General features: G+C 61.7%; 17 protein-coding genes. 10 read left to right on the top strand and 7 right to left on the bottom strand.

Features of this window, described 5'->3' with window-relative positions; translation table 11 throughout:
• Positions 1–194: 194 nt before the first annotated feature.
• Together ACGYLY_RS03115 and ACGYLY_RS03120 are read right to left on the bottom strand one after the other, a co-directional pair.
• Positions 195–341 carry a hypothetical protein gene (locus tag ACGYLY_RS03115; RefSeq protein ID WP_395291133.1) on the bottom strand — a complete coding sequence of 49 codons (147 nt, stop codon included), beginning with the start codon at positions 339–341 and terminating at the stop codon, positions 195–197.
• Positions 342–672: 331 nt separating this feature from the next.
• Positions 673–1,419 (bottom strand): proteasome assembly chaperone family protein, encoded by a 747-nt coding sequence (locus tag ACGYLY_RS03120; protein WP_395283023.1) that lies wholly within the window; start codon positions 1,417–1,419, stop codon positions 673–675.
• Between the two features lie 111 nt (positions 1,420–1,530).
• On the opposite strand from ACGYLY_RS03120, the gene ACGYLY_RS03125 reads away from it, so the two are divergent.
• A complete protein-coding gene (locus ACGYLY_RS03125; protein ID WP_395283022.1) occupies positions 1,531–2,544 on the top strand; it encodes a mechanosensitive ion channel family protein in 1,014 nt (337 codons plus the stop codon).
• On the opposite strand, the gene ACGYLY_RS03130 is transcribed toward ACGYLY_RS03125, so the two are convergent.
• The gene (locus ACGYLY_RS03130; protein WP_395283021.1) at positions 2,545–2,943 is read right to left on the bottom strand and encodes a universal stress protein; all 399 of its coding nucleotides are present in this window, start codon (positions 2,941–2,943) and stop codon (positions 2,545–2,547) included.
• Positions 2,944–2,982: 39 nt separating this feature from the next.
• On the bottom strand, positions 2,983–4,350 hold the full coding sequence (locus ACGYLY_RS03135; protein WP_395283020.1) for a bifunctional metallophosphatase/5'-nucleotidase: 1,368 nt from the start codon (positions 4,348–4,350) through the stop codon (positions 2,983–2,985).
• Positions 4,351–4,431: 81 nt separating this feature from the next.
• On the opposite strand from ACGYLY_RS03135, the gene ACGYLY_RS03140 reads away from it, so the two are divergent.
• The 5 genes from ACGYLY_RS03140 (at position 4,432) to ACGYLY_RS03160 (ending at position 7,208) form a co-directional block, all read left to right on the top strand.
• Positions 4,432–4,671, top strand: a complete 240-nt coding sequence (locus ACGYLY_RS03140) for a DUF5816 domain-containing protein (protein WP_395283019.1) — start codon at positions 4,432–4,434, stop codon at positions 4,669–4,671.
• Between the two features lie 43 nt (positions 4,672–4,714).
• Positions 4,715–5,251 carry a hypothetical protein gene (locus tag ACGYLY_RS03145; RefSeq protein WP_395283018.1) on the top strand — a complete coding sequence of 179 codons (537 nt, stop codon included), beginning with the start codon at positions 4,715–4,717 and terminating at the stop codon, positions 5,249–5,251.
• 91 nt (positions 5,252–5,342) lie between these two features.
• Positions 5,343–5,666: a hypothetical protein gene (locus ACGYLY_RS03150; protein WP_231182727.1), complete on the top strand. Its 324-nt coding sequence runs from the start codon at positions 5,343–5,345 to the stop codon at positions 5,664–5,666.
• A gap of 104 nt (positions 5,667–5,770) precedes the next feature.
• A complete protein-coding gene (locus tag ACGYLY_RS03155) occupies positions 5,771–6,259 on the top strand; it encodes a DUF309 domain-containing protein (protein WP_395283017.1) in 489 nt (162 codons plus the stop codon).
• Between the two features lie 142 nt (positions 6,260–6,401).
• On the top strand, positions 6,402–7,208 hold the full coding sequence (locus ACGYLY_RS03160) for a succinylglutamate desuccinylase/aspartoacylase family protein (RefSeq protein ID WP_395283016.1): 807 nt from the start codon (positions 6,402–6,404) through the stop codon (positions 7,206–7,208).
• On the opposite strand, the gene ACGYLY_RS03165 is transcribed toward ACGYLY_RS03160, so the two are convergent.
• Together ACGYLY_RS03165 and ACGYLY_RS03170 are read right to left on the bottom strand one after the other, a co-directional pair.
• On the bottom strand, positions 7,209–7,658 hold the full coding sequence (locus ACGYLY_RS03165; RefSeq protein ID WP_231182730.1) for a UPF0179 family protein: 450 nt from the start codon (positions 7,656–7,658) through the stop codon (positions 7,209–7,211). It lies immediately after the preceding gene.
• Positions 7,659–7,711: 53 nt separating this feature from the next.
• Positions 7,712–8,098, bottom strand: a complete 387-nt coding sequence (locus ACGYLY_RS03170) for a DUF5820 family protein (RefSeq protein ID WP_395284165.1) — start codon at positions 8,096–8,098, stop codon at positions 7,712–7,714.
• Positions 8,099–8,629: 531 nt separating this feature from the next.
• Here ACGYLY_RS03170 and ACGYLY_RS03175 point away from each other — a divergent pair.
• From ACGYLY_RS03175 to ACGYLY_RS03190, 4 genes are read left to right on the top strand one after another with little or no spacing between them, the layout of a single operon-like run.
• Positions 8,630–10,702 carry a PrkA family serine protein kinase gene (locus ACGYLY_RS03175; RefSeq protein ID WP_395283015.1) on the top strand — a complete coding sequence of 691 codons (2,073 nt, stop codon included), beginning with the start codon at positions 8,630–8,632 and terminating at the stop codon, positions 10,700–10,702.
• A 3-nt stretch (positions 10,703–10,705) separates the two neighbouring features.
• Complete coding sequence (locus ACGYLY_RS03180; protein ID WP_395283014.1) at positions 10,706–12,991, top strand: PrkA family serine protein kinase; 2,286 nt, start codon at positions 10,706–10,708, stop codon at positions 12,989–12,991.
• Positions 12,982–14,289: a YeaH/YhbH family protein gene (locus tag ACGYLY_RS03185; RefSeq protein WP_231182733.1), complete on the top strand. Its 1,308-nt coding sequence runs from the start codon at positions 12,982–12,984 to the stop codon at positions 14,287–14,289. Before ACGYLY_RS03180 ends, ACGYLY_RS03185 begins: the two co-directional genes overlap by 10 nt.
• A complete protein-coding gene (locus ACGYLY_RS03190; protein ID WP_395283013.1) occupies positions 14,286–16,268 on the top strand; it encodes a SpoVR family protein in 1,983 nt (660 codons plus the stop codon). The genes ACGYLY_RS03185 and ACGYLY_RS03190 overlap by 4 nt, the downstream gene beginning before the upstream one ends.
• Here ACGYLY_RS03190 and ACGYLY_RS03195 read toward each other — a convergent pair.
• Positions 16,260–17,471, bottom strand: a complete 1,212-nt coding sequence (locus ACGYLY_RS03195) for a HalOD1 output domain-containing protein (protein WP_395283012.1) — start codon at positions 17,469–17,471, stop codon at positions 16,260–16,262. The genes ACGYLY_RS03190 and ACGYLY_RS03195 overlap by 9 nt on opposite strands.
• Positions 17,472–17,537: the final 66 nt, after the last annotated feature.

Consider the following 17,537-nt stretch of genomic DNA (forward strand, 5'->3'; position numbering starts at 1 on the left):
GATTATAGAACCCCAGCTTTCTCTTCCACCTTTTACGACGGTCAGCGGGTTAGCGACGGCTTCGGTAATCGAAGCCGTCGCTAACGCTTCCTTCACGAGCGATGCCCGTGAAGGAACGAGGGAGCAAAGCTCCCTCGCATTCCCTGTAAAAGCTGGACCAAAAGCACCACGTCACCCCACTTCTGTCGCGCCTTTCAGTCGCTCCGTCGGGGGTTCCTCGGTCCGCTCACGGCTTCGCCGTTCGCGGAGAGGACAGTAGCGCCCTGAAAGGACGGGTAGCCTATCGCTTCGCTGGTCGCTGGGTTTCGGCGAGCGACCGAAGGGAGCGGTAGGCCAGTCACACAACCGACAGAAGTCCGTAATCGCCACAACTTCCGAAAATCAGCCGATGACATAACCGCCAGAATGTCAGCAACCGACCAACCATCGAAAATCGGCGATTGAGACGACCACCAAACTTCCACTGGTAACACAGCCGCCAGTCGCTAGTACACTCTCCGGAAAATCTTTGATTTTCCGGGCCGACGACCGAATGGAGACGAACGACTCGCGGCGCGAGTCATTCGTCGAAATGAGGAAGGAGTGCTTTTGATGAACGTTTTACAGGGAGGCGTCGGGCGGGCGTGGTGAGTCACCACGTCCGCCCGACATCGACCGTCGTAAAACGTTCTGCTACATGTACATCCGATCGTCCGGTCGTTCTCCGTCGCCCGCCGATTCGACCCGCTGGGCGAGTTCGGCGTAGTATTCGCCGACTTCCTCCGCGAAGTCCTGAAGCGGTTCGGTGTCGATTTCGAGGTCGTACACGTCACGGGCGGCGTCGATGAGGCGAATGGCGGCCTCCACGTCCGGCGTCTGGGCGTGGACGGGAGTGACGAACACGCCGGTCGCGAGCGTGGAATCGAGGCCGCGGGCGACGAGCGTCGCGTTCACGCCGTCGAGGAACCCGCGACCCATGCCGGGGATGTCGGTGTCGCCGAGGCGCTTTTCGTGGAAATCCTCCGTGGCGATGGAGAAGACGCGGTGTTCGTCGGGACCGTGCGGGACCGGAACCCCGGAGAGGACCGCGATTTCCTCGACGCTGTGTTCTTCGGTCCAGTCGAGAACGGCGCTGGCGAAGGGGTCGGCGGCCCACGTGGGGACGAACAGTTCGCCCACGAGAACCGTCAGGTCGTGGTCGGGATGGGAGAACAGTCGCGTGTGGTGGCGCGGCACTCCGTTCTCGAACGGCGTAATCGCGGGCAACTGCTCGGCGGTCACGTGGCCCGTCTCCTCCAAATCGAGTCGATCGACGAGGTAGTTCACGGCGGTCAACCCGGCGAGGCCGAACTCCGAGAATCCGGCGAGGAGGGTGCCGCTCGGCTCCTCGGAGTGGCTGATTTCGAACGAGGCGCGCGGACGATGTGATTCGGAAGCCATACGTCCGAATCGTCGGGACGTGACTTAGTTTCCGCCGCCACTCCTCCCGACACCGACATGTCATAAGCGAAAATGTGGGGGTTTTACTTGATCGGGTGAGACGGGAGACTCATGCCGACGTTCGGAGAGGTGGTGAACGATGTCTTTCAGTGGTTCGGGAAGGTCGGTGCTTGGAGAGTTTTCGGACCTGAAAAAACCCCCGTTACCGTCACGAACGTCGTCCTCGCTATCGTTTTCATCCTCCTCGGCTGGTACGTTTCGCAGTTGGTCGTCAGCCTCGTCGGGCGGCAGGTCGCCCGCCGGTTCCGCAGGCCGAGTATCACGAAGACGGTCCTCCGCGGGATTCGTGGCGTCATCCTGTTCATCGCAGTCGCCACGGCCGCCGCACAGGTGGGATTAGGGGCGTCGAACCTCCTCCTGTCGGTGACGGTGTTCTCCGCCACGGTGGGTCTCGTCCTCGCGCCCATCATCGGGAGCGTCATCAACGGGTTGTTCCTGTTGGCCGACCAGCCGTACGAAATCGGCGACCTCATCGAGTTGGTGGACAGCGGTTCGCCGAACGGTGGGACCCGCGGCTACGTCGAGGACATCACGCTCCGGTACACGAAGATATTCACGCTCCAGAACACCTTCCTCGTTATTCCGAACGCGACGATGCGCGAACGGGACGTGGTGAACTACTCCGCCGAGGACACGCGTTCGAGGCTTTCGCTGCAACTGCAAGTCACCTACGAAGGGGACCTCGACGAGGCGCGGGCCATCATGGAACGAGCGGCCCGCGACACGCCGGAAGTCGTCGCGTCCGGCCCCGACATCCGCATCGGGAGCGCCCGGTATCCAAGCGACCCCGTCGCACAGATACGCGATTACGCGGACCACGGCGTCCTCCTCGAACTCCGGTACTGGGTCAAAGACCCATACTACATGCGCCGGGTTCACTCGCGCATCATGGAGCGGATTTGGGACGGCATCGAGGACGCCGACGTGGAAATCGCCTACCCCCACTCGCACCTCGTCTTCGACGACACGAGCGGCGTCGCGCGGGTCGCGGTCGAATCTGACTCGAACCAAACCGTACCCCCTCGAAATCAGCCGTCCCGTCCGGTCGAATTCGAAGAGCGTTGATTAGCCGACCGTAATCAGTTCACAGTCCACCTTCTCGCGGAGGAAGTTCTCGATGTTCGGGTCGTCCACCAGTCGCCGAATCGCGCGTCGCCACCGACCCATCTGCTTGCGGCCGATGATGACTACGTCCGCGCGCGTCGCCGCCACCTCTTCGAGAATCGTCTCCTCGACCAAGAATCCGTCCCGGATGACGTATCTGGCGTTCGTGATGCGACCGAACGCCTTCTCGACGGTGCGTTTCAGGTCGGTGCGTCGCACGTCGTCCCCTCGGTGATACAGATTGACGTGTAGAACGGTGAGGTCCGCGTCTCGCTCCTCGGCGACACGGAGTGCCTGGGAGAGCGTCCGACGCGAGTGTTCCGAGAGCGGATAGCGAACCGGAACGAGAACACGAGTCATATCGAGTCGGAGGGGACCGACTTTGGAGAACCTTACTATCTACCGCCGCGCGATGCGCCCCTCCACCCGTGGGTCGATGCCGAACCGTCGAGCGTAGTCGGCCAGCACCTCGTACTGCAAGTCGCCGGTTTCGACGCGGTGTGACGCATCGAGCGTGGGGAATTCCCGGTCGCTGTGCAGGAGGTATTCTGTCGTCGCGAGGCTGTACGTCCGGTCGTCCCGAACCTCGGTCCCGTCGATGGTCGCCGATTCGAGCGCGCTTTCGGCTCGGTTCCAGACGAGTTCGACCCCGCTCATGTGGCCGTGCCACCAGTCGTGCTCGGCGAACCCGATGGTCGGGTCGTGTGCCTGTCGAAACACGTCGAGGAGTTCCGCGCCAGTGAGTTCCGCGACGACGACGCGCTCTTGGAACGGCAGGACGCTCACTAAGTCCCCGACGGTCACATCGCCCGAAAGCGGATCGCCCTCGCGGATGCCGCCGCTGTTTTGCAGGCCGACGGTCGCATCGGTCGCCCAGCGATAGGCATCGGCGACGAAGTTTCCGATTCGGCTCTCGCCGCGAAAGGTCGTCGACTGGGTTCGCTCGATGGGGTCGTCGACGGTCGCGACGACCGAATCGAGGCCCGCCCTCGCCTTTCGTTCGTGCATCAGTTCGGCCACCTCCTCGTTTCGCGGAGCGTCCGCGACACGGTGTCGAGCCACGTCCGGTTCCGGGCCGCCGTCGAACGTGACTTCGAGGAGCACGTGGCCGTTGACGCCGGGACGGGTGACGAGCGTCCCGTTCCGCTGTTCGATTCGTTCGGAGTGGACGTGACCGCCGAGGATGACGTCCACGTCCACCGCGTTGGCGAGCGCTTCGTCGCCGCGGCCGAGATGGGACAGCGCGACGACGATATCTGCGCCCTCCTCGCGGAGTCGGGACACGGTACGTTTGGCCGCGGCTAACGGGTCGGTGAACGTCAGATCGCTCGCATTCGGGTTTATCGACGCCGTTTCGGGCGTGGTGACGCCGAACATTCCGACGCGGGAACCGCCGACATCCCGAATCGCGTACGGTGCGGTTCCGGCATCGGCCGCGAATCGCTCGTTCCCCGCTTCCTCACGGACGTTGGCGGTGAGCCACGTCTGGGGGGAACGGCGGACGAGTTCGCGGGTCCGATCGGTTCCGTAGTCGAAATCGTGGTTGCCGAACGTGCCGAAATCGGGGGCGATGGCGTCGAAGAAATCGAGTGCCTGCTCCCCTTCGGTGACGAGCGAGAGGACGCCGGGGGCGGTGTTGTCGCCGGTTCCGATGACGAGCGTTCGCCGGTCCCGCCAGGCGTCGATACATCCCGCGAGTCGGCTGATTCGGTCGGGATCATCGTAGGCGTTCTCGATGTCCGAGTAGTGGAGGAGCCGGAGCGTCATTGACGACGTGTCTCAGGCGCGAGACAAGAGACCTTCGATACGTGCAACATCCCTAAATCGATGGGCCGATAAAGGTGGATAATGACAACAGCGACGACGGGGGACGACGAAACGGTGTACATCGACGAGTCGGAGGGAACTCGCGGCTCGAAAGGTCCGTTTTTCGTCGTCTATCGCTCGCCCGACCACGAACGGCGCTACGGGTTCTTCTGTGCGAACTGCGAGACGGTGGACAACGCGATGGACTCGATGGGACGAATCGAGTGTAATCGGTGCGGTAACCTCCGGAAAGCAACGGAGTGGGACGCGGCGCACGAATAAGTCGGCCGATTTCTTTACCCGTGCGGCGACGCGACGTTTCGACATGGTCTCCATCGACGATGAGGTGGTTTCGGAGTTGGAAAGTCAACGCCAAACCCTCAGGCTGGACGAGGCGGTTCGGCTGGTCGAACAGGAACATCCGGACGTCGGTACCGGCGTCGAACGCGACCGATTCGAGGCGTACCTCGACGCGATGACTTACGGACGGGACGCCTTCCCCGCCTCGTTCGAGGATATTCTCGTGGACGCGGAGTCGTGGCAGGGCGGCGGCCACGTCTATCGCCTCGCGGACGACAGGGTGAGCTACTATCCGCCGCGGTGGCACGAGGAACTTCGGGAGACGCCGGACCTACGCGAGTTTCTCAGGGTGATGGGAACGGACGCGATGGAAACGGAGGGCGGCGACCGTGAAGCGGTCACGGACGACGGCGTCCTGAAGGAGATGTTGCTGGACGCGGCCGTCGCTATCGGCGGGATGACGCGGCAGGACGCCCGCGACCAAATACGGGAACTCAAAGCGGAGGACGAGATACGGGAGTACCCGGCCCAGCACGCTAACCCGTGGGTGCAACTTCGCTGATCGTCGTTCGTTTCGATATTTTGAATCAAGGAGGACGATTGTTCGAATCCGCAAGAACATTTATTACGGATTGTGTATTACGTTCATATGGATGGCCCCTGTTAGCACACCACCGACCAAGGAGGCCAGGTCGATTTTCAACCGCCTCGGATACGAGGTATTGGACGACGGAGACGAATTTCGCGCCAGACGAAAGTGGCGGGAGGTACGTGTCTCTGCTGTCAGTGATAGCGGAGACGCTCCGAAATATGGGACGCTTCGATGCTTCGTCACGTGGACGGAGAACGCGACGCGACTGAGCCAACGAATACGGGACTCCAACCCGGAGTATGAGTGGGCAGTCATCGCGGTAGACGACGAGGGGGACTACGAAGTCGCGCGAGCGCCGCCGAGCAAGACGGTGGTTGCACAGTAAGGAACCGAGCGGAGCGGATAGAACTCTTTCAATTTTCTCAACGGGTCGAGAGCGGTCGGTACCAACACACAAACCCGTGGCGCGCGAACGACGACGCGACTGCAATGGACGACCACACACGCGACCCGACCGCCGACCCGCCGGCGGCCGGGCGACGGCCGACGGGATGGCTTCCGGAACGGGACTGCTGGGAACACGGAACCCTTCGAACGGCGGTGGTTCACGGCGTCCGCCTGTTCAACGCCGGGGAGTTCCACGAGAGCCACGACTGCTTCGAGGACGAGTGGTACAACTACGGCAACGGATCGGTGGAGAGCGCGTTCCTCCACGGAATGGTGCAGGTGGCCGCGGGCGCGTACAAGCACTTCGACTTCGAGGACGACGGCGGCATGCGTTCGCTCTTCGAAACCGCACTGCAGTACCTTCACGGGGTTCCCAGCGACTTCTACGGCGTGAACGTCACGGACGTGCGCACGAAGATGACGAACGCGTTGGACGACCCGACGGTGCTCCACGGGTGGAAGATAGAACTCGACGGGGAGCGGTCGGAAGCGAGCGAAGCGGACTTCGATTACGCCGAACGTCTCGAGTAACCCCGCGGGCGACGACAGCGACGACGATTCGAACGGTGACGGCGCGTGATTTGCGGCGGTGACTGTCACGAATATCCCGACTCGTTTGCCGGGAAAACGCGATTGTAAAGCGCTTTCAGGCTTCGACACCTGCCCTCGTTAAATGCGAATCGAGCAGTTGGGCGACGGTATGCCGGAAGTTGCGGTAGTCGCCGGAATTCACGGCGACGAGCCGTGCGGTCCGAGAGCGGTCGAGCGACTTCTTTTGGAGGACCCCGAAGTGGAGCGAGCGGTGAAGATCGTCGTCGTCAACGAGCGCGCGCTCGAACGCGGCGTCCGCTACGTCAACGAGGATTTGAACCGTGTGTTCCCTGGCGACCCGGACGCGGAGACGTACGAGCGGCGGTTGGCGCACGAGTTGGTGACGGAGCTGCGGGGCTGTACCGTCCTCTCGCTCCACTCCACGCAGTCGTACGCCAAACCGTTCGCGCTCGTTGACCGGGTGAACGCGGTTGCGCGGTCCATCTGTCCGTACCTGCCGGTGTCACAACTGGTCGAGACGGACAAGTTCACGAAGGGAAAACTCATCTCGCATCCCCATACGCTCGAAGTGGAGTGCGGACTCCAGGGGTCTCCCGAGGCTGTCGACCACGCCTACGACCTCGTTCGCGGATTCCTCGCCGGGACGGGTGCGCTTCCGCTGCCCGACGCGGAGAGTCCGCTAGACGCGGGAAGTCGGGACGAAGTGGAGGTCTTCAGGATGGACCAACCGGTCCGGAAAAACGGCGGGTCCGAGTTCGAGGTGTTGGTGGAGAACTTCCAGCGAGTCGGACGGGGAGAGCCGTTCGCGGCCGCGGACGGGGAGAAGTTGGTCGCGGAGAACCCGTTCGTGCCGGTGTTGATGTCCGCGTACGGCTACGAGGACATCTTTGGTTACACGGCGGAGTACGTCGGCGTCCTCGGGAACTGACTACTCGTCCTTTTCGGCGAACTCGACCAGCGTCAGGTCGCGGTCCAACGGGCAGTAGTCGTGGGGCGGGTCCCCGACGATCTTCGAGATTTGATACTCCTCGTCGAAGTCGGCACCGGCGGGTTCACAGAACTCGTGGCTCGGACACTCGACGTGCGGGCACGGACCTTCCAGTGTCGCCTTGCTCCCGGCGTAGGCGTTCCGCGCGGAAACGTTTGCGCGGACGGTGGTCGGTTCGACTTCGACGGCGCTCACCCCGTCGTCGTGGACGCCGCAGGGGAGCGTCTGCGCACCGTTTCTGACGTCCGTGACGCGGTATTTTACCCCCTCAGAGAGATTGAGACACTGATTCCTGTAGGGACATCCCTCACAGGCGCTGGCCTCGCCCTGATACACGAACTCCTGACCGACGTCCGCGAGACGGGTACCGACGAGCGTGATGGTGGACATAGGCGGGCGTAAGCGTGGGGCTCGGTTAAGCCTCTCGCCACGGGGAAACTCCCCTATTCGGTTCGCCCGGTCAACTCGTCCAACTTGTCGAGGTACTCCTCGCGCGGGACCTGGTAGCACGAGCGGTACTCCACCTCGCCGCGGTCGAACTCGTCTGCGAGTTCCACGGCGGCAGCGAGTGCTTCATCGCGCGTGGGGAACCGCGGCGTCCGCGGCAGGGTGACTTCCGGTTCGAGGAAGAACTCGAAGTACCACGAGTCCGTCGCCCGTCGCTCCTGTGCCGGGCGGTTCGGGGTTCCTTGGGTGAGATACAGCGTCGGCATACACTCCGGCGGGAACTGCCGCGTGTCGAACACGTCCGGGCGGTAGGCGAGGATACACCGTCCGTCCGGTTCCTCGTTCCAGACGACCCACGACTCGGGAAGGTTCTCGATAGACACGGGGAGCGGTTTGCGGCGGAGCGGGGTAAGGTTTGTCGGTGCCACGTTCCCGACCTTGCATATAAAGGGGGTATAAGTTGTGATTTTTCACAATGGAGGATTCAGGCATTACAGGCCCATTAGTTCGTAACTTCGGCGGTTTTAGGAACTTAATCTATATCAAAAAAGACTTGTGTATGGACAACAGTTATATATGGTCTCGTCCTATCCATTAAACAGTATCGGGTGGTAGCAGTCCGCACGGTACACGGTCTATAACCATACGCTTCCGGGTGGATGGGACTCGCTGGAATACGCCGACTGGTTTCCGAAGCGATGGATGGCACGCACAATGATCCCGCGATTGACGCAGGAGTTACTGCGGGCGCGCACGCCGTCGCCCGACATGCCCCGCCGGAGAGCGATCGCGGTGTTCCGACCGACACATCTTTGTGAATGCGTGCCGACTACGTATGCCCCGCCGGTATCGGACCGCCCGGTCGGTCTCTCTCTCCCTCGGTCCATCCGAACTCCCAAACAATGCGTGATACAATGAAAGGTGACATCGAAACGCTGGACGACCTCAGCCGCAGTTACCAGGAATCGATGCCGGAAGACCTCCGTGAAACGAAGTCCTTCGACTGGTACCTACGGGAGGTGTACGAAGACCCGAAGGTAGCCCGAAACGCCCACCAGCGAGTCGCGGACATGTTCGACTACTACGGCACGGAGTACGACGAAGACTCCGGCGTCGTCGAGTACAGACTCGCGTCCGAAGACCCCATATTCGACGGGGAGAACACGTTCTACGGCCGTGAAATCCACCGTGCGATTCACGAGTTCGTGAACAAGGTAAAGAGCGGTGCGCGCGGACTCGGCCCAGAAAAACGCATCAAGTTACTCCTCGGGCCGGTCGGGTCGGGTAAATCCGACTTCGACCGACAGGTCCGCAAGTATTTCGAGGATTACACCCTCAACGACGAGGGGCGACTGTACACCTTCCGGTGGACGAACCTCTGTGACGTCATCCCGGATCAGGACCCGTCCGACGACGTGATCCGGTCCCCGATGAATCAGGATCCGCTCGTCCTCCTCCCGCTCGAACAACGACAGCGCGTCATCGACGACATCAACGAGGAGCTAGACGCTCCCTACACGATCAAGAACGAACAGGCGTTGGACCCCGCGAGCGAGTTCTACATGGACGCGCTGCTGGCGTACTATGACGACGACATCAAACAGGTGCTCGAAAACCACATCGAGATATTCCGCCTCGTCGCCGACGAGAACAAGCGCCAGTCCGTCGAGACGTTCGAGCCGAAGGACAAGAAGAATCAGGACGAGACGGAGTTGACGGGCGACGTCAACTACTCGAAGATCGCCATCTACGGCGAATCCGACCCGCGCGCGTTCGATTACTCCGGCGCGTTCTGTAACGCGAACCGGGGCATCTTCAGCGGCGAGGAGTTGCTCAAACTCCAGCGGGAGTTCCTGTACGACTTCCTGCACGCCACCCAGGAACAGACCATCAAGCCGAAGAACAACCCACGTATCGACATCGATCAGGTCATCGTCGGCCGGACGAACATGCCCGAGTATCGGGACAAGAAGGGCGACGAGAAGATGGAGGCGTTCAACGACCGGACGAAGCGCATCGACTTCCCGTACGTCCTCGAATACGAATCCGAGGCCGACATCTACCGAAAGATGCTCCGGAACGCGGACGTTCCGGACGTCCACATCGAGCCACACACCTTGGAGATGGCCGGCCTGTTCGGCGTCCTGACCCGTGTCGAGGAACCGGACACCGAGATGGTCGACCTCCTCCAGAAGGCCAAATCCTACAACGGCGAAATCGAGGACACGGACGACGTGGACGTGAAGAAACTCCGCGAGGAAGCCGAAGGCAAGGCCGACATCGGCGAGGGGATGGAAGGCGTCTCCGCGCGATTCATCGGCGACGAGATCGCGGAAGCCATCATGAACTCCACGCACCGTAGCCGCGGCTTCCTGAGTCCGCTGTCGGTGTTCAACCACTTCGAGGAGAACCTGGAGAACCACGGTTCCATCCCCGAGGAGAACTTCGAGACCTACTACCGCTACCTCGAAACCGTTCGCGGGGAGTACCGCGAACGAGCCATCGAGGACGTGCGACACGCGCTGGCCTACGACATCGACGAGATCCAGCGACAGGGCGAGAAGTACATGGATCACGTGATGGCCTACATCGATAACGCAACCGTCGAGGACGAACTGACGGGGCGCGAGCAGGAACCCGACGAGAGTTTCCTGCGCGCCGTCGAGGAGAAACTGGAAGTCCCCCGAGACCGCAAGGACGACTTCCGGCAGGAAGTGTCGAACTGGGTGTCGCGGCGCGCCCGCGAGGGGCAGGCGTTCGACCCGCAGGACAACGATCGTCTGCGCCGCGCCTTGGAGCGCAAACTCTGGGAGGACAAGAAACACAACATCAACTTCTCGGCGTTGGTGTCGGCGAACGAAATGGACAACGACGAACAGAACGCGTGGGTGGACGCGCTCATGGAGCAGGGCTACTCACGCGAGGGCGCGAAGGAGGTGCTCGAATTCGCCGGGGCCGAAGTCGCCCGCGCCGAAATGGAGGAGTGACCAGTGACCGAAGGGAGCGACTACATCGACGACGCGAACCGTGAACTCCGCGAGACGTACGAGGAGCCGATGAGCCTCGCGGAGTACGTAGACGCGGCGTTCGAAAATCCGACCATCGCCTCGCACGCGAGCAAGTACCTCCTCGAAGCCATCGAGTCGATGGGTACCCGAACCGTCGTAGAGGAGGGCGAGGAGAAGGAGCGTTACAACTTCTTCGACGACCCGCACAACGACGGCGAACACGCCATCCTCGGCAACACGGAGGTGCTGAACGCGTTCGTGGACGACCTGCGGTCCATCGCGGCGCGTCGCGGCAAGGAGGAGAAGATAATCTGGTTCGCCGGACCGACGGCGACAGGAAAGTCCGAACTCAAACGCTGTCTGGTCAACGGCCTCCGGGAGTACTCGAAGACGCCCGAGGGACGGCGTTACACCGTCGAGTGGAACATCGCCACCGCATCGGAAGCGCCGGGGCTGACCTACGGCGACGACGCGGTGGCGACGAGTGAAGAGAACTGGTACGCCAGTCCCGTCCAGTCACATCCGCTCCTCGTCTTCCCGCAGCGGGTGCGAGAGCGACTGCTCGAAGGGTTGAACGACCGTATCGACGACCACCTCGACATCCTCGTCGAGGGGAAAATCGACCCGTTCAGCCGGGAGGCGTACGACTATCTCGAAGAACAGTACCGACGTGAGGGCGAGGAGGAACTGTTCACGGCAATCACCGACCCGGCACACCTCCGGGTGAAGAACTACGTCGTGGACATCGGCGACGGCATCGGCGTCCTCCACTCGGAGGACAGCGGCCGTCCCAAACAGCGACTGGTCGGTAGTTGGATGCAGGGGATGTTGCAGGAACTCGACTCCCGCGGACGCAAGAATCCGCAGGCGTTCAGTTACGACGGCGTCCTCTCGCAGGGCAACGGCTTGCTGACCATCGTGGAGGACGCGGCCCAACACGCGGACCTGCTCCAGAAACTGCTCAACGTCCCCGACGAGAAGGCGGTGAAACTGGACAAGGGAATCCAGATGGACATCGATACGCAGCTCGTCATCATCTCGAATCCCGACCTCGAAGCCCAGTTGAACCAGCACGCGGACGCCGGCGGTGCGGACCCGCTCCGGGCGCTGAAGCGCCGCCTCGACCGTCGGGAGTTCCGCTACCTGACGAACCTCAGTCTGGAGGCCGAACTCATCAGGCGCGAACTCACGAACGAGACGACGGTGTGGCAGGCGGACGTGTACGACGAACTCGACGCCCGGATTCGGGAACCGGTCGGCGTTCGGGTTCGAGACGGCGACGACATCAACGAGCGCGAAATCGCGCCGCACGCCATCGAATCCGCCGCGCTGTACAGCGTGGTGTCCCGACTCGACGCGAGCGACGTGCCCGCCGGACTCGATCTCGTCGACAAGGCCGTTCTCTTCGACCGCGGTTACCTGTTGGACGGCGACGAGCGCATCGAGAAGGACGATTTCGACTTCGACGACGACGCGACGGACGGGTCGGGCGGTATTCCGGTCACGTACACCCGTGACATCATTGCCGGACTGCTCAACGAAATCCGTGACCGGCACCACCCCGACTACGACGTCGAGCAGGTCATCATGCCTCGCGACGTTCTCAACGCGATGGCCGAAAGTATCGGCGACGCCCCCGTGTTCTCCGCGGCCGAGCGCACCGAGTACGAGAACCGCCTCGTGCCCGTGAAGAACCACATCTTCCAACAGCAGGAAAGCGACGTGCTGGACGCCATCATGCGCGACCGGCGGGTGGACGAGGAGACGGTCGCCGAATACATCGAACACGTCTACGCGTGGGCGACCGGCGAGGACGTCGAGAACGAACGCGGCGAGCCTATCGAACCGGACGCGCTGAAGATGAAGGTGTTCGAGACGGAACACCTCGGCCGGTTCACACCCGACGCCTACGAGGTGAATCACGAACCGAGTCCGGCGGTGGCCGAGTTCCGCCGGAACAAGGTCATCACCGCGTTGAACCGCCACGCGTGGGAGAACCGGAACGAGGAGTTCGAAGTCGGCGACATCGATCCGAAGGAGGTTCCGATCATCAAAACAGTACTCGCAAACAACGACTGGGACGACGTGCACCGCGTCTACGAGGACTTCAACCCCAACCAGTGGGAGAGTCCGCCGAAGAACACCGAGACGGCCGAGGTGAAAGAACAGACCATCCAAAACCTACAGGACCTGTTCGGCTACTCGCCCGCCTCGGCCGAACTGACCAGCCAGCACGTCATTAATCAGGTGAGCTACAAATGGGATTGAGAGACGACCTCGAACGGTACCGTGAAGTCGGCGAGGACCGCCGTGAGGATCTCGCGGAGTTCATCCAATACGGCGACCTCGGCCAGAGTCTCCCGGACGAGATTCACATCCCCATCAAAATCGTGGACCTCCCGGAGTTCCAGTACGACCGCCGCGACAAGGGCGGCGTCGGCCAAGGGAAACCCGACGTGGGCGACCCGGTCGGTCAGCCCCAACCCCAACCCGGCGACGACGGGGACGAAGGCGACCCCGGCGACGAGTCGGACGAACACGGCTACTACGAGATGGATCCCGAGGAGTTCGCCGAGGAGTTGGACGACGAACTCGGCCTCGACCTCCAACCCAAAGGAAAGGAGGTCGTCGAGGAGATAGAGGGCGACTTCACCGACATGACGAAGACCGGTCCCGACAGCACGCTCGACTTCGAGCGGATGTTCAAGCAAGGACTAAAGCGAAAGCTCGCGATGGACTTCGACCCCGATTACATCCGCGAAGCGATGGGCGTCGAAGGCTGGGGACCGGACGAAGTGTTCCGATGGGCGCGGGAGAACAACCTCACCGTCTCGAAGCGGTGGGTCGAGGAGAACTACGACGACCTCCCCGCGGACGAGCGCTCGAAGTGGGAGAGCATCGAGGAGATGGAGTCGAAGGTCGAACCGACGACCACGGCGCAGAAAATCCGGGAACACGGCGTCAAAAACATCCCCTTCCGTCGGGAGGACGAGCGCTACCGATACCCCGAAATCATCGAGGAGCGCGAGAAGAACGTCGTCGTCGTCAACATCCGCGACGTGTCCGGGTCGATGCGCGAGAAGAAGCGCGAACTGGTTGAGCGGACGTTCACCCCGCTGGACTGGTACCTGACCGGGAAGTACGACACGGCGGAGTTCGTCTACATCGCCCACGACGCGGAGGCGTGGCGCGTCGAACGCGACGAGTTCTTCGGCATCCGGTCGGGCGGCGGGACGAAGATCTCGTCCGCCTACGAACTCGCGGGTCGCATCCTCGAAGAGGAGTACCCGTGGGCCGACTGGAACCGCTACGTGTTCGCGGCGGGCGACAGCGAAAACAGCCGGAACGACACCGAGGAGAACGTCATTCCACGGATGGAGGAGATTCCGGCGAACCTCCACGCCTACGTCGAAACGCAACCGGAGGGCAAGGCCATCAACGCGACTCACGCGGAAGAGGTCGAACGCCACTTCGACGAGTCAGATACCGTCGCCGTCAGCTACGTCAACGGTCCGGAGGACGTGACGGACGCGATTTACGAAATCCTCAGTACGGAGGCATCATGAACGAGCGAATCGAAACACAGCGCGAGGCGGAACAGGTGCGCGAACCGGTCGTGGAAGCGCGGAAACTCGCGCAGAAACTCGGTCTCGACCCGTACCCCGTCAAGTACTGGATCGTCGATTACGACGAGATGAACGAACTCATCGCCTACGACGGGTTTCAGGAGCGATACCCGCACTGGCGCTGGGGGATGAAGTACGACCGCCAGCAAAAACAGGGTCAGTACGCGGGCGGCAAGGCGTTCGAGATCGTCATCAACGACGACCCTGCTCACGCCTTCCTCCAGCAGTCGAACAGCCTCGCGGACCAGAAAGCCGTCATCACCCACGTCGAAGCCCACTCGGACTTCTTCGCCAACAATCGCTGGTATCGGATGTTCGCGGACGAACTGGACGCGGCGGCGCTCCTCTCGCGTCACGCGGACCGCGTGCGTCGCATCATGAGCGACCCCGAAATCGACCGCGAGGAGGTTGAAAAGTGGATCGACAACGTCCTCTGCTTGCAGGACAACATCGACCAGCATCAGGCGTTCAAACACCAGCACCGAGTCGAAGACGAGGAACACGAGACGGACGAACTCGGGGACCAACTCTCGGAGATGAACCTCAGCGACGAGGTCCGTAACGAGGTGTTCGACGACGAATGGCTGGAAGCACAGGAGGAAAAGCAGGCCGGGGCACTGGAGGAACCAGAAAAGGATCTCCTCGCGTACCTTCGCGACCACGGGCATGCCTACGAACCCGAGGAGGGCAAGGCCGTCGAGATGGAGGAGTGGCAGACGGAGATTCTGGAGATGCTCCGCACCGAATCCTACTACTTCGCGGCCCAGAAGACGACGAAGGTGATGAACGAGGGATGGGCCGCCTACTGGGAGTCGATGATGATGGGCGAGGAGTGCTTTGCGGGTACGGACGAATTCATCGAATACGCCGACCACCAAGCCCGCGTCCTCGGGTCCCCGGGGTTGAACCCCTACAAACTCGGCAAACAACTCTGGGAATACATCGAAAACACCGAAAATCGGCGCGAAGTCGTCCGGAAACTCCTTCGCGTGCGCGGAATCACGTGGCGTAACTTCCACGATGTCGTCGACTTCGAGCAGGTCGCGGACCTCCTCGAACCCGACCTGGCGCTTGAAACGGTAACGTCGGGGACGCTCTCGGACCTCCAATCGCTTCCCGCGGCGAAAATCGATGCCGAGGCGCTGGAGCGTGCGAACGAAGGCGATATCGACGTCGATAGCCACCCGTGGAAGGTGCTCACCTACGAGGGACTGGCGGAGCGTCACTTCTCGCTCTGCAAACTCCAGAATCAGGGGTTCCTCGAAGCCATCTCGCAGGCGGATTTGGAGCAGTACGCCCGCTACATGATGGACGACGAGCGGTACGGGAGCGTCGAGGAAGCGATGGCCGACGTCGAGTACACCGCCGGATGGGACCGGATGTACGAGGTTCGGTCCAGCCACAACGACGTGACGTTCCTCGACGGCTTCCTGACCAAGGAGTTCGTGGTCGAAAACGAATACTTCACCTACGAGTTCAGTCGGACGACCGGCGACTATCGGGTTTCGAGTACGGAGTACGAGGACGTGAAGAAGAAACTGATGCTTCAGTTCACCAACTTCGGAAAGCCGACGATGGCCGTCTACGACGGCAACTACGACAACAAGAGCGAGTTGCTCCTCGGCCACCACTACAACGGCGTCATGCTGGATTTGGAGCAGGCCACGCGAACGCTCGAACGTATTTACGAACTGTGGGGCCACCCGGTGAACCTGAAGACCATCGTGAAGGAAATCGACGAACGAGACGCCGAAATCGCCCGACGGCGTGACCGCGAACCGGAACCTGAAGAGCAGGGAAAACTCCTCCGTTACGACGGGAACGAGTTCGAGATGCGCGACCTGCCGTGGAGCGAAGTCGAGGACATCGCCGCGACGGACGTGGATTACAACACGAAACCGGACGAGTGGCTAGCGTAATTCGTAGAGTTTGATCTCGCCGCTGTCGACCACCACTTCGTATTCTTCGTATTCGAAGGCCGCGTAGACGGAGACGTCGCCGTGGTCCGACAGTCGCTGAAGCGCGTCGATATCGATGACGTCGGCGAGGACGGGTCGTAGTTCGGTGGCGTTCGTGTTTTGAACGTCGCCCAACGCCCGTGCGAGCGTCACGGCTATCGAATCTGGTGCCGTCCCGTACACCGTCCAATACGTCTCGTCCGATTCGTCCACCGAGGAGTCATTCGGTCGAATGGACTCCCGGCTCGGGAGCGCGGGCGTCACCTCCGGAGAGGAGTCGTTCGCCGTCAACCGAACGTATCGGTCCAAGGTTCCGCTTTCGACGGTCGAGGAGACCATCTCGCCGTCCCGTTCGAGAACGCCGACGTCGGCCAACTCCGGCAGATGGACGTGATGGAGGGTGATGTGAACCCGTTCTCGTTCGTTCTCGCTCGCCGTTCCCGACCCTTCCCACTCGGCGATTCGCTTTGCAATCGCCGAGATAGGTGCGCGGTCGGCGATTTCGACGAGGTAGCGACAGACGAGTCGTCGTCGCGGAGTCCCGAGGAGCGCCAAGAGGACGTCCGCGGAAACGTTCTCCACGTCCCCGGAGCGCCCGTGAACCGCGTCGAACAACGAACACAGCATCGCTATCGTCGCGTCGTCGTGGAGGTCCGGGTCAATATGGAAGTGTGCGAGGACGTTCTGCTGGCGGAGATACTCGGTCAACGAGTGTAAAAATCGAAACGCCGCCGTCCGGTCTACGTGCCGAAGCAACGACGATATCGAGTCGAAACAGAGTACCGTTTTCCCGTCGTTCGCCGACCATTGATCGAGATACAGGTGAATCGTGGTTTCGAGACGACCGAGGCTGGCGGGACTAGCGAGCGAGATGGCGTTGCTATCACTACGGGGCTCCAAGCGGTGCGTTCCGGTCCGTGCACCGCCGCCGCCGACGGAGATGATTCCGAGCTCCGTCGGTTCCTCGCCGATGTGCGATTCCCAGTGGTCGTACACGACCTTCTGAGCGCGGTTGTACGTCACGAGGAGGACGTTTCTATCCGTATCCGCTTCCTCTTTGCACGATAACCAACGTACGCAGTCGTCATTGCCGTCTCGACCCAATGCGGCAGTGCAGAGGAGAATGGAACCGGTGCTGAATACGGAATCGCTTGCTATAGTCATGTCGTTTATTTCTGAAACTTATTTGCTTCTCCTGATCGGAGAACGTATCGTCTGACGTTTTATCTA

Origin of the sequence: Haladaptatus sp. CMAA 1909, from assembly GCF_043952005.1 — an archaeon.
In the GTDB taxonomy this organism is placed as follows: Archaea; Halobacteriota; Halobacteria; order Halobacteriales; family Haladaptataceae; genus Haladaptatus.

Excerpts from the sequence above, each read along its gene's own strand:
- ACGYLY_RS03150 (WP_231182727.1), top strand. The coding sequence starts at position 5,343 with ATGGCCCCTGTTAGCACACCACCGACCAAGGAGGCCAGGTCGATTTTC.
- ACGYLY_RS03165 (WP_231182730.1), bottom strand. The coding sequence starts at position 7,658 with ATGTCCACCATCACGCTCGTCGGTACCCGTCTCGCGGACGTCGGTCAG.
- ACGYLY_RS03125 (WP_395283022.1), top strand. The coding sequence starts at position 1,531 with ATGCCGACGTTCGGAGAGGTGGTGAACGATGTCTTTCAGTGGTTCGGG.
- ACGYLY_RS03185 (WP_231182733.1), top strand. The coding sequence starts at position 12,982 with ATGGGATTGAGAGACGACCTCGAACGGTACCGTGAAGTCGGCGAGGAC.
- ACGYLY_RS03190 (WP_395283013.1), top strand. The coding sequence starts at position 14,286 with ATGAACGAGCGAATCGAAACACAGCGCGAGGCGGAACAGGTGCGCGAA.
- ACGYLY_RS03175 (WP_395283015.1), top strand. The coding sequence starts at position 8,630 with ATGAAAGGTGACATCGAAACGCTGGACGACCTCAGCCGCAGTTACCAG.
- ACGYLY_RS03130 (WP_395283021.1), bottom strand. The coding sequence starts at position 2,943 with ATGACTCGTGTTCTCGTTCCGGTTCGCTATCCGCTCTCGGAACACTCG.
- ACGYLY_RS03140 (WP_395283019.1), top strand. The coding sequence starts at position 4,432 with ATGACAACAGCGACGACGGGGGACGACGAAACGGTGTACATCGACGAG.
- ACGYLY_RS03135 (WP_395283020.1), bottom strand. The coding sequence starts at position 4,350 with ATGACGCTCCGGCTCCTCCACTACTCGGACATCGAGAACGCCTACGAT.
- ACGYLY_RS03120 (WP_395283023.1), bottom strand. The coding sequence starts at position 1,419 with ATGGCTTCCGAATCACATCGTCCGCGCGCCTCGTTCGAAATCAGCCAC.
- ACGYLY_RS03195 (WP_395283012.1), bottom strand. The coding sequence starts at position 17,471 with ATGACTATAGCAAGCGATTCCGTATTCAGCACCGGTTCCATTCTCCTC.
- ACGYLY_RS03145 (WP_395283018.1), top strand. The coding sequence starts at position 4,715 with ATGGTCTCCATCGACGATGAGGTGGTTTCGGAGTTGGAAAGTCAACGC.
- ACGYLY_RS03160 (WP_395283016.1), top strand. The coding sequence starts at position 6,402 with ATGCGAATCGAGCAGTTGGGCGACGGTATGCCGGAAGTTGCGGTAGTC.
- ACGYLY_RS03155 (WP_395283017.1), top strand. The coding sequence starts at position 5,771 with ATGGACGACCACACACGCGACCCGACCGCCGACCCGCCGGCGGCCGGG.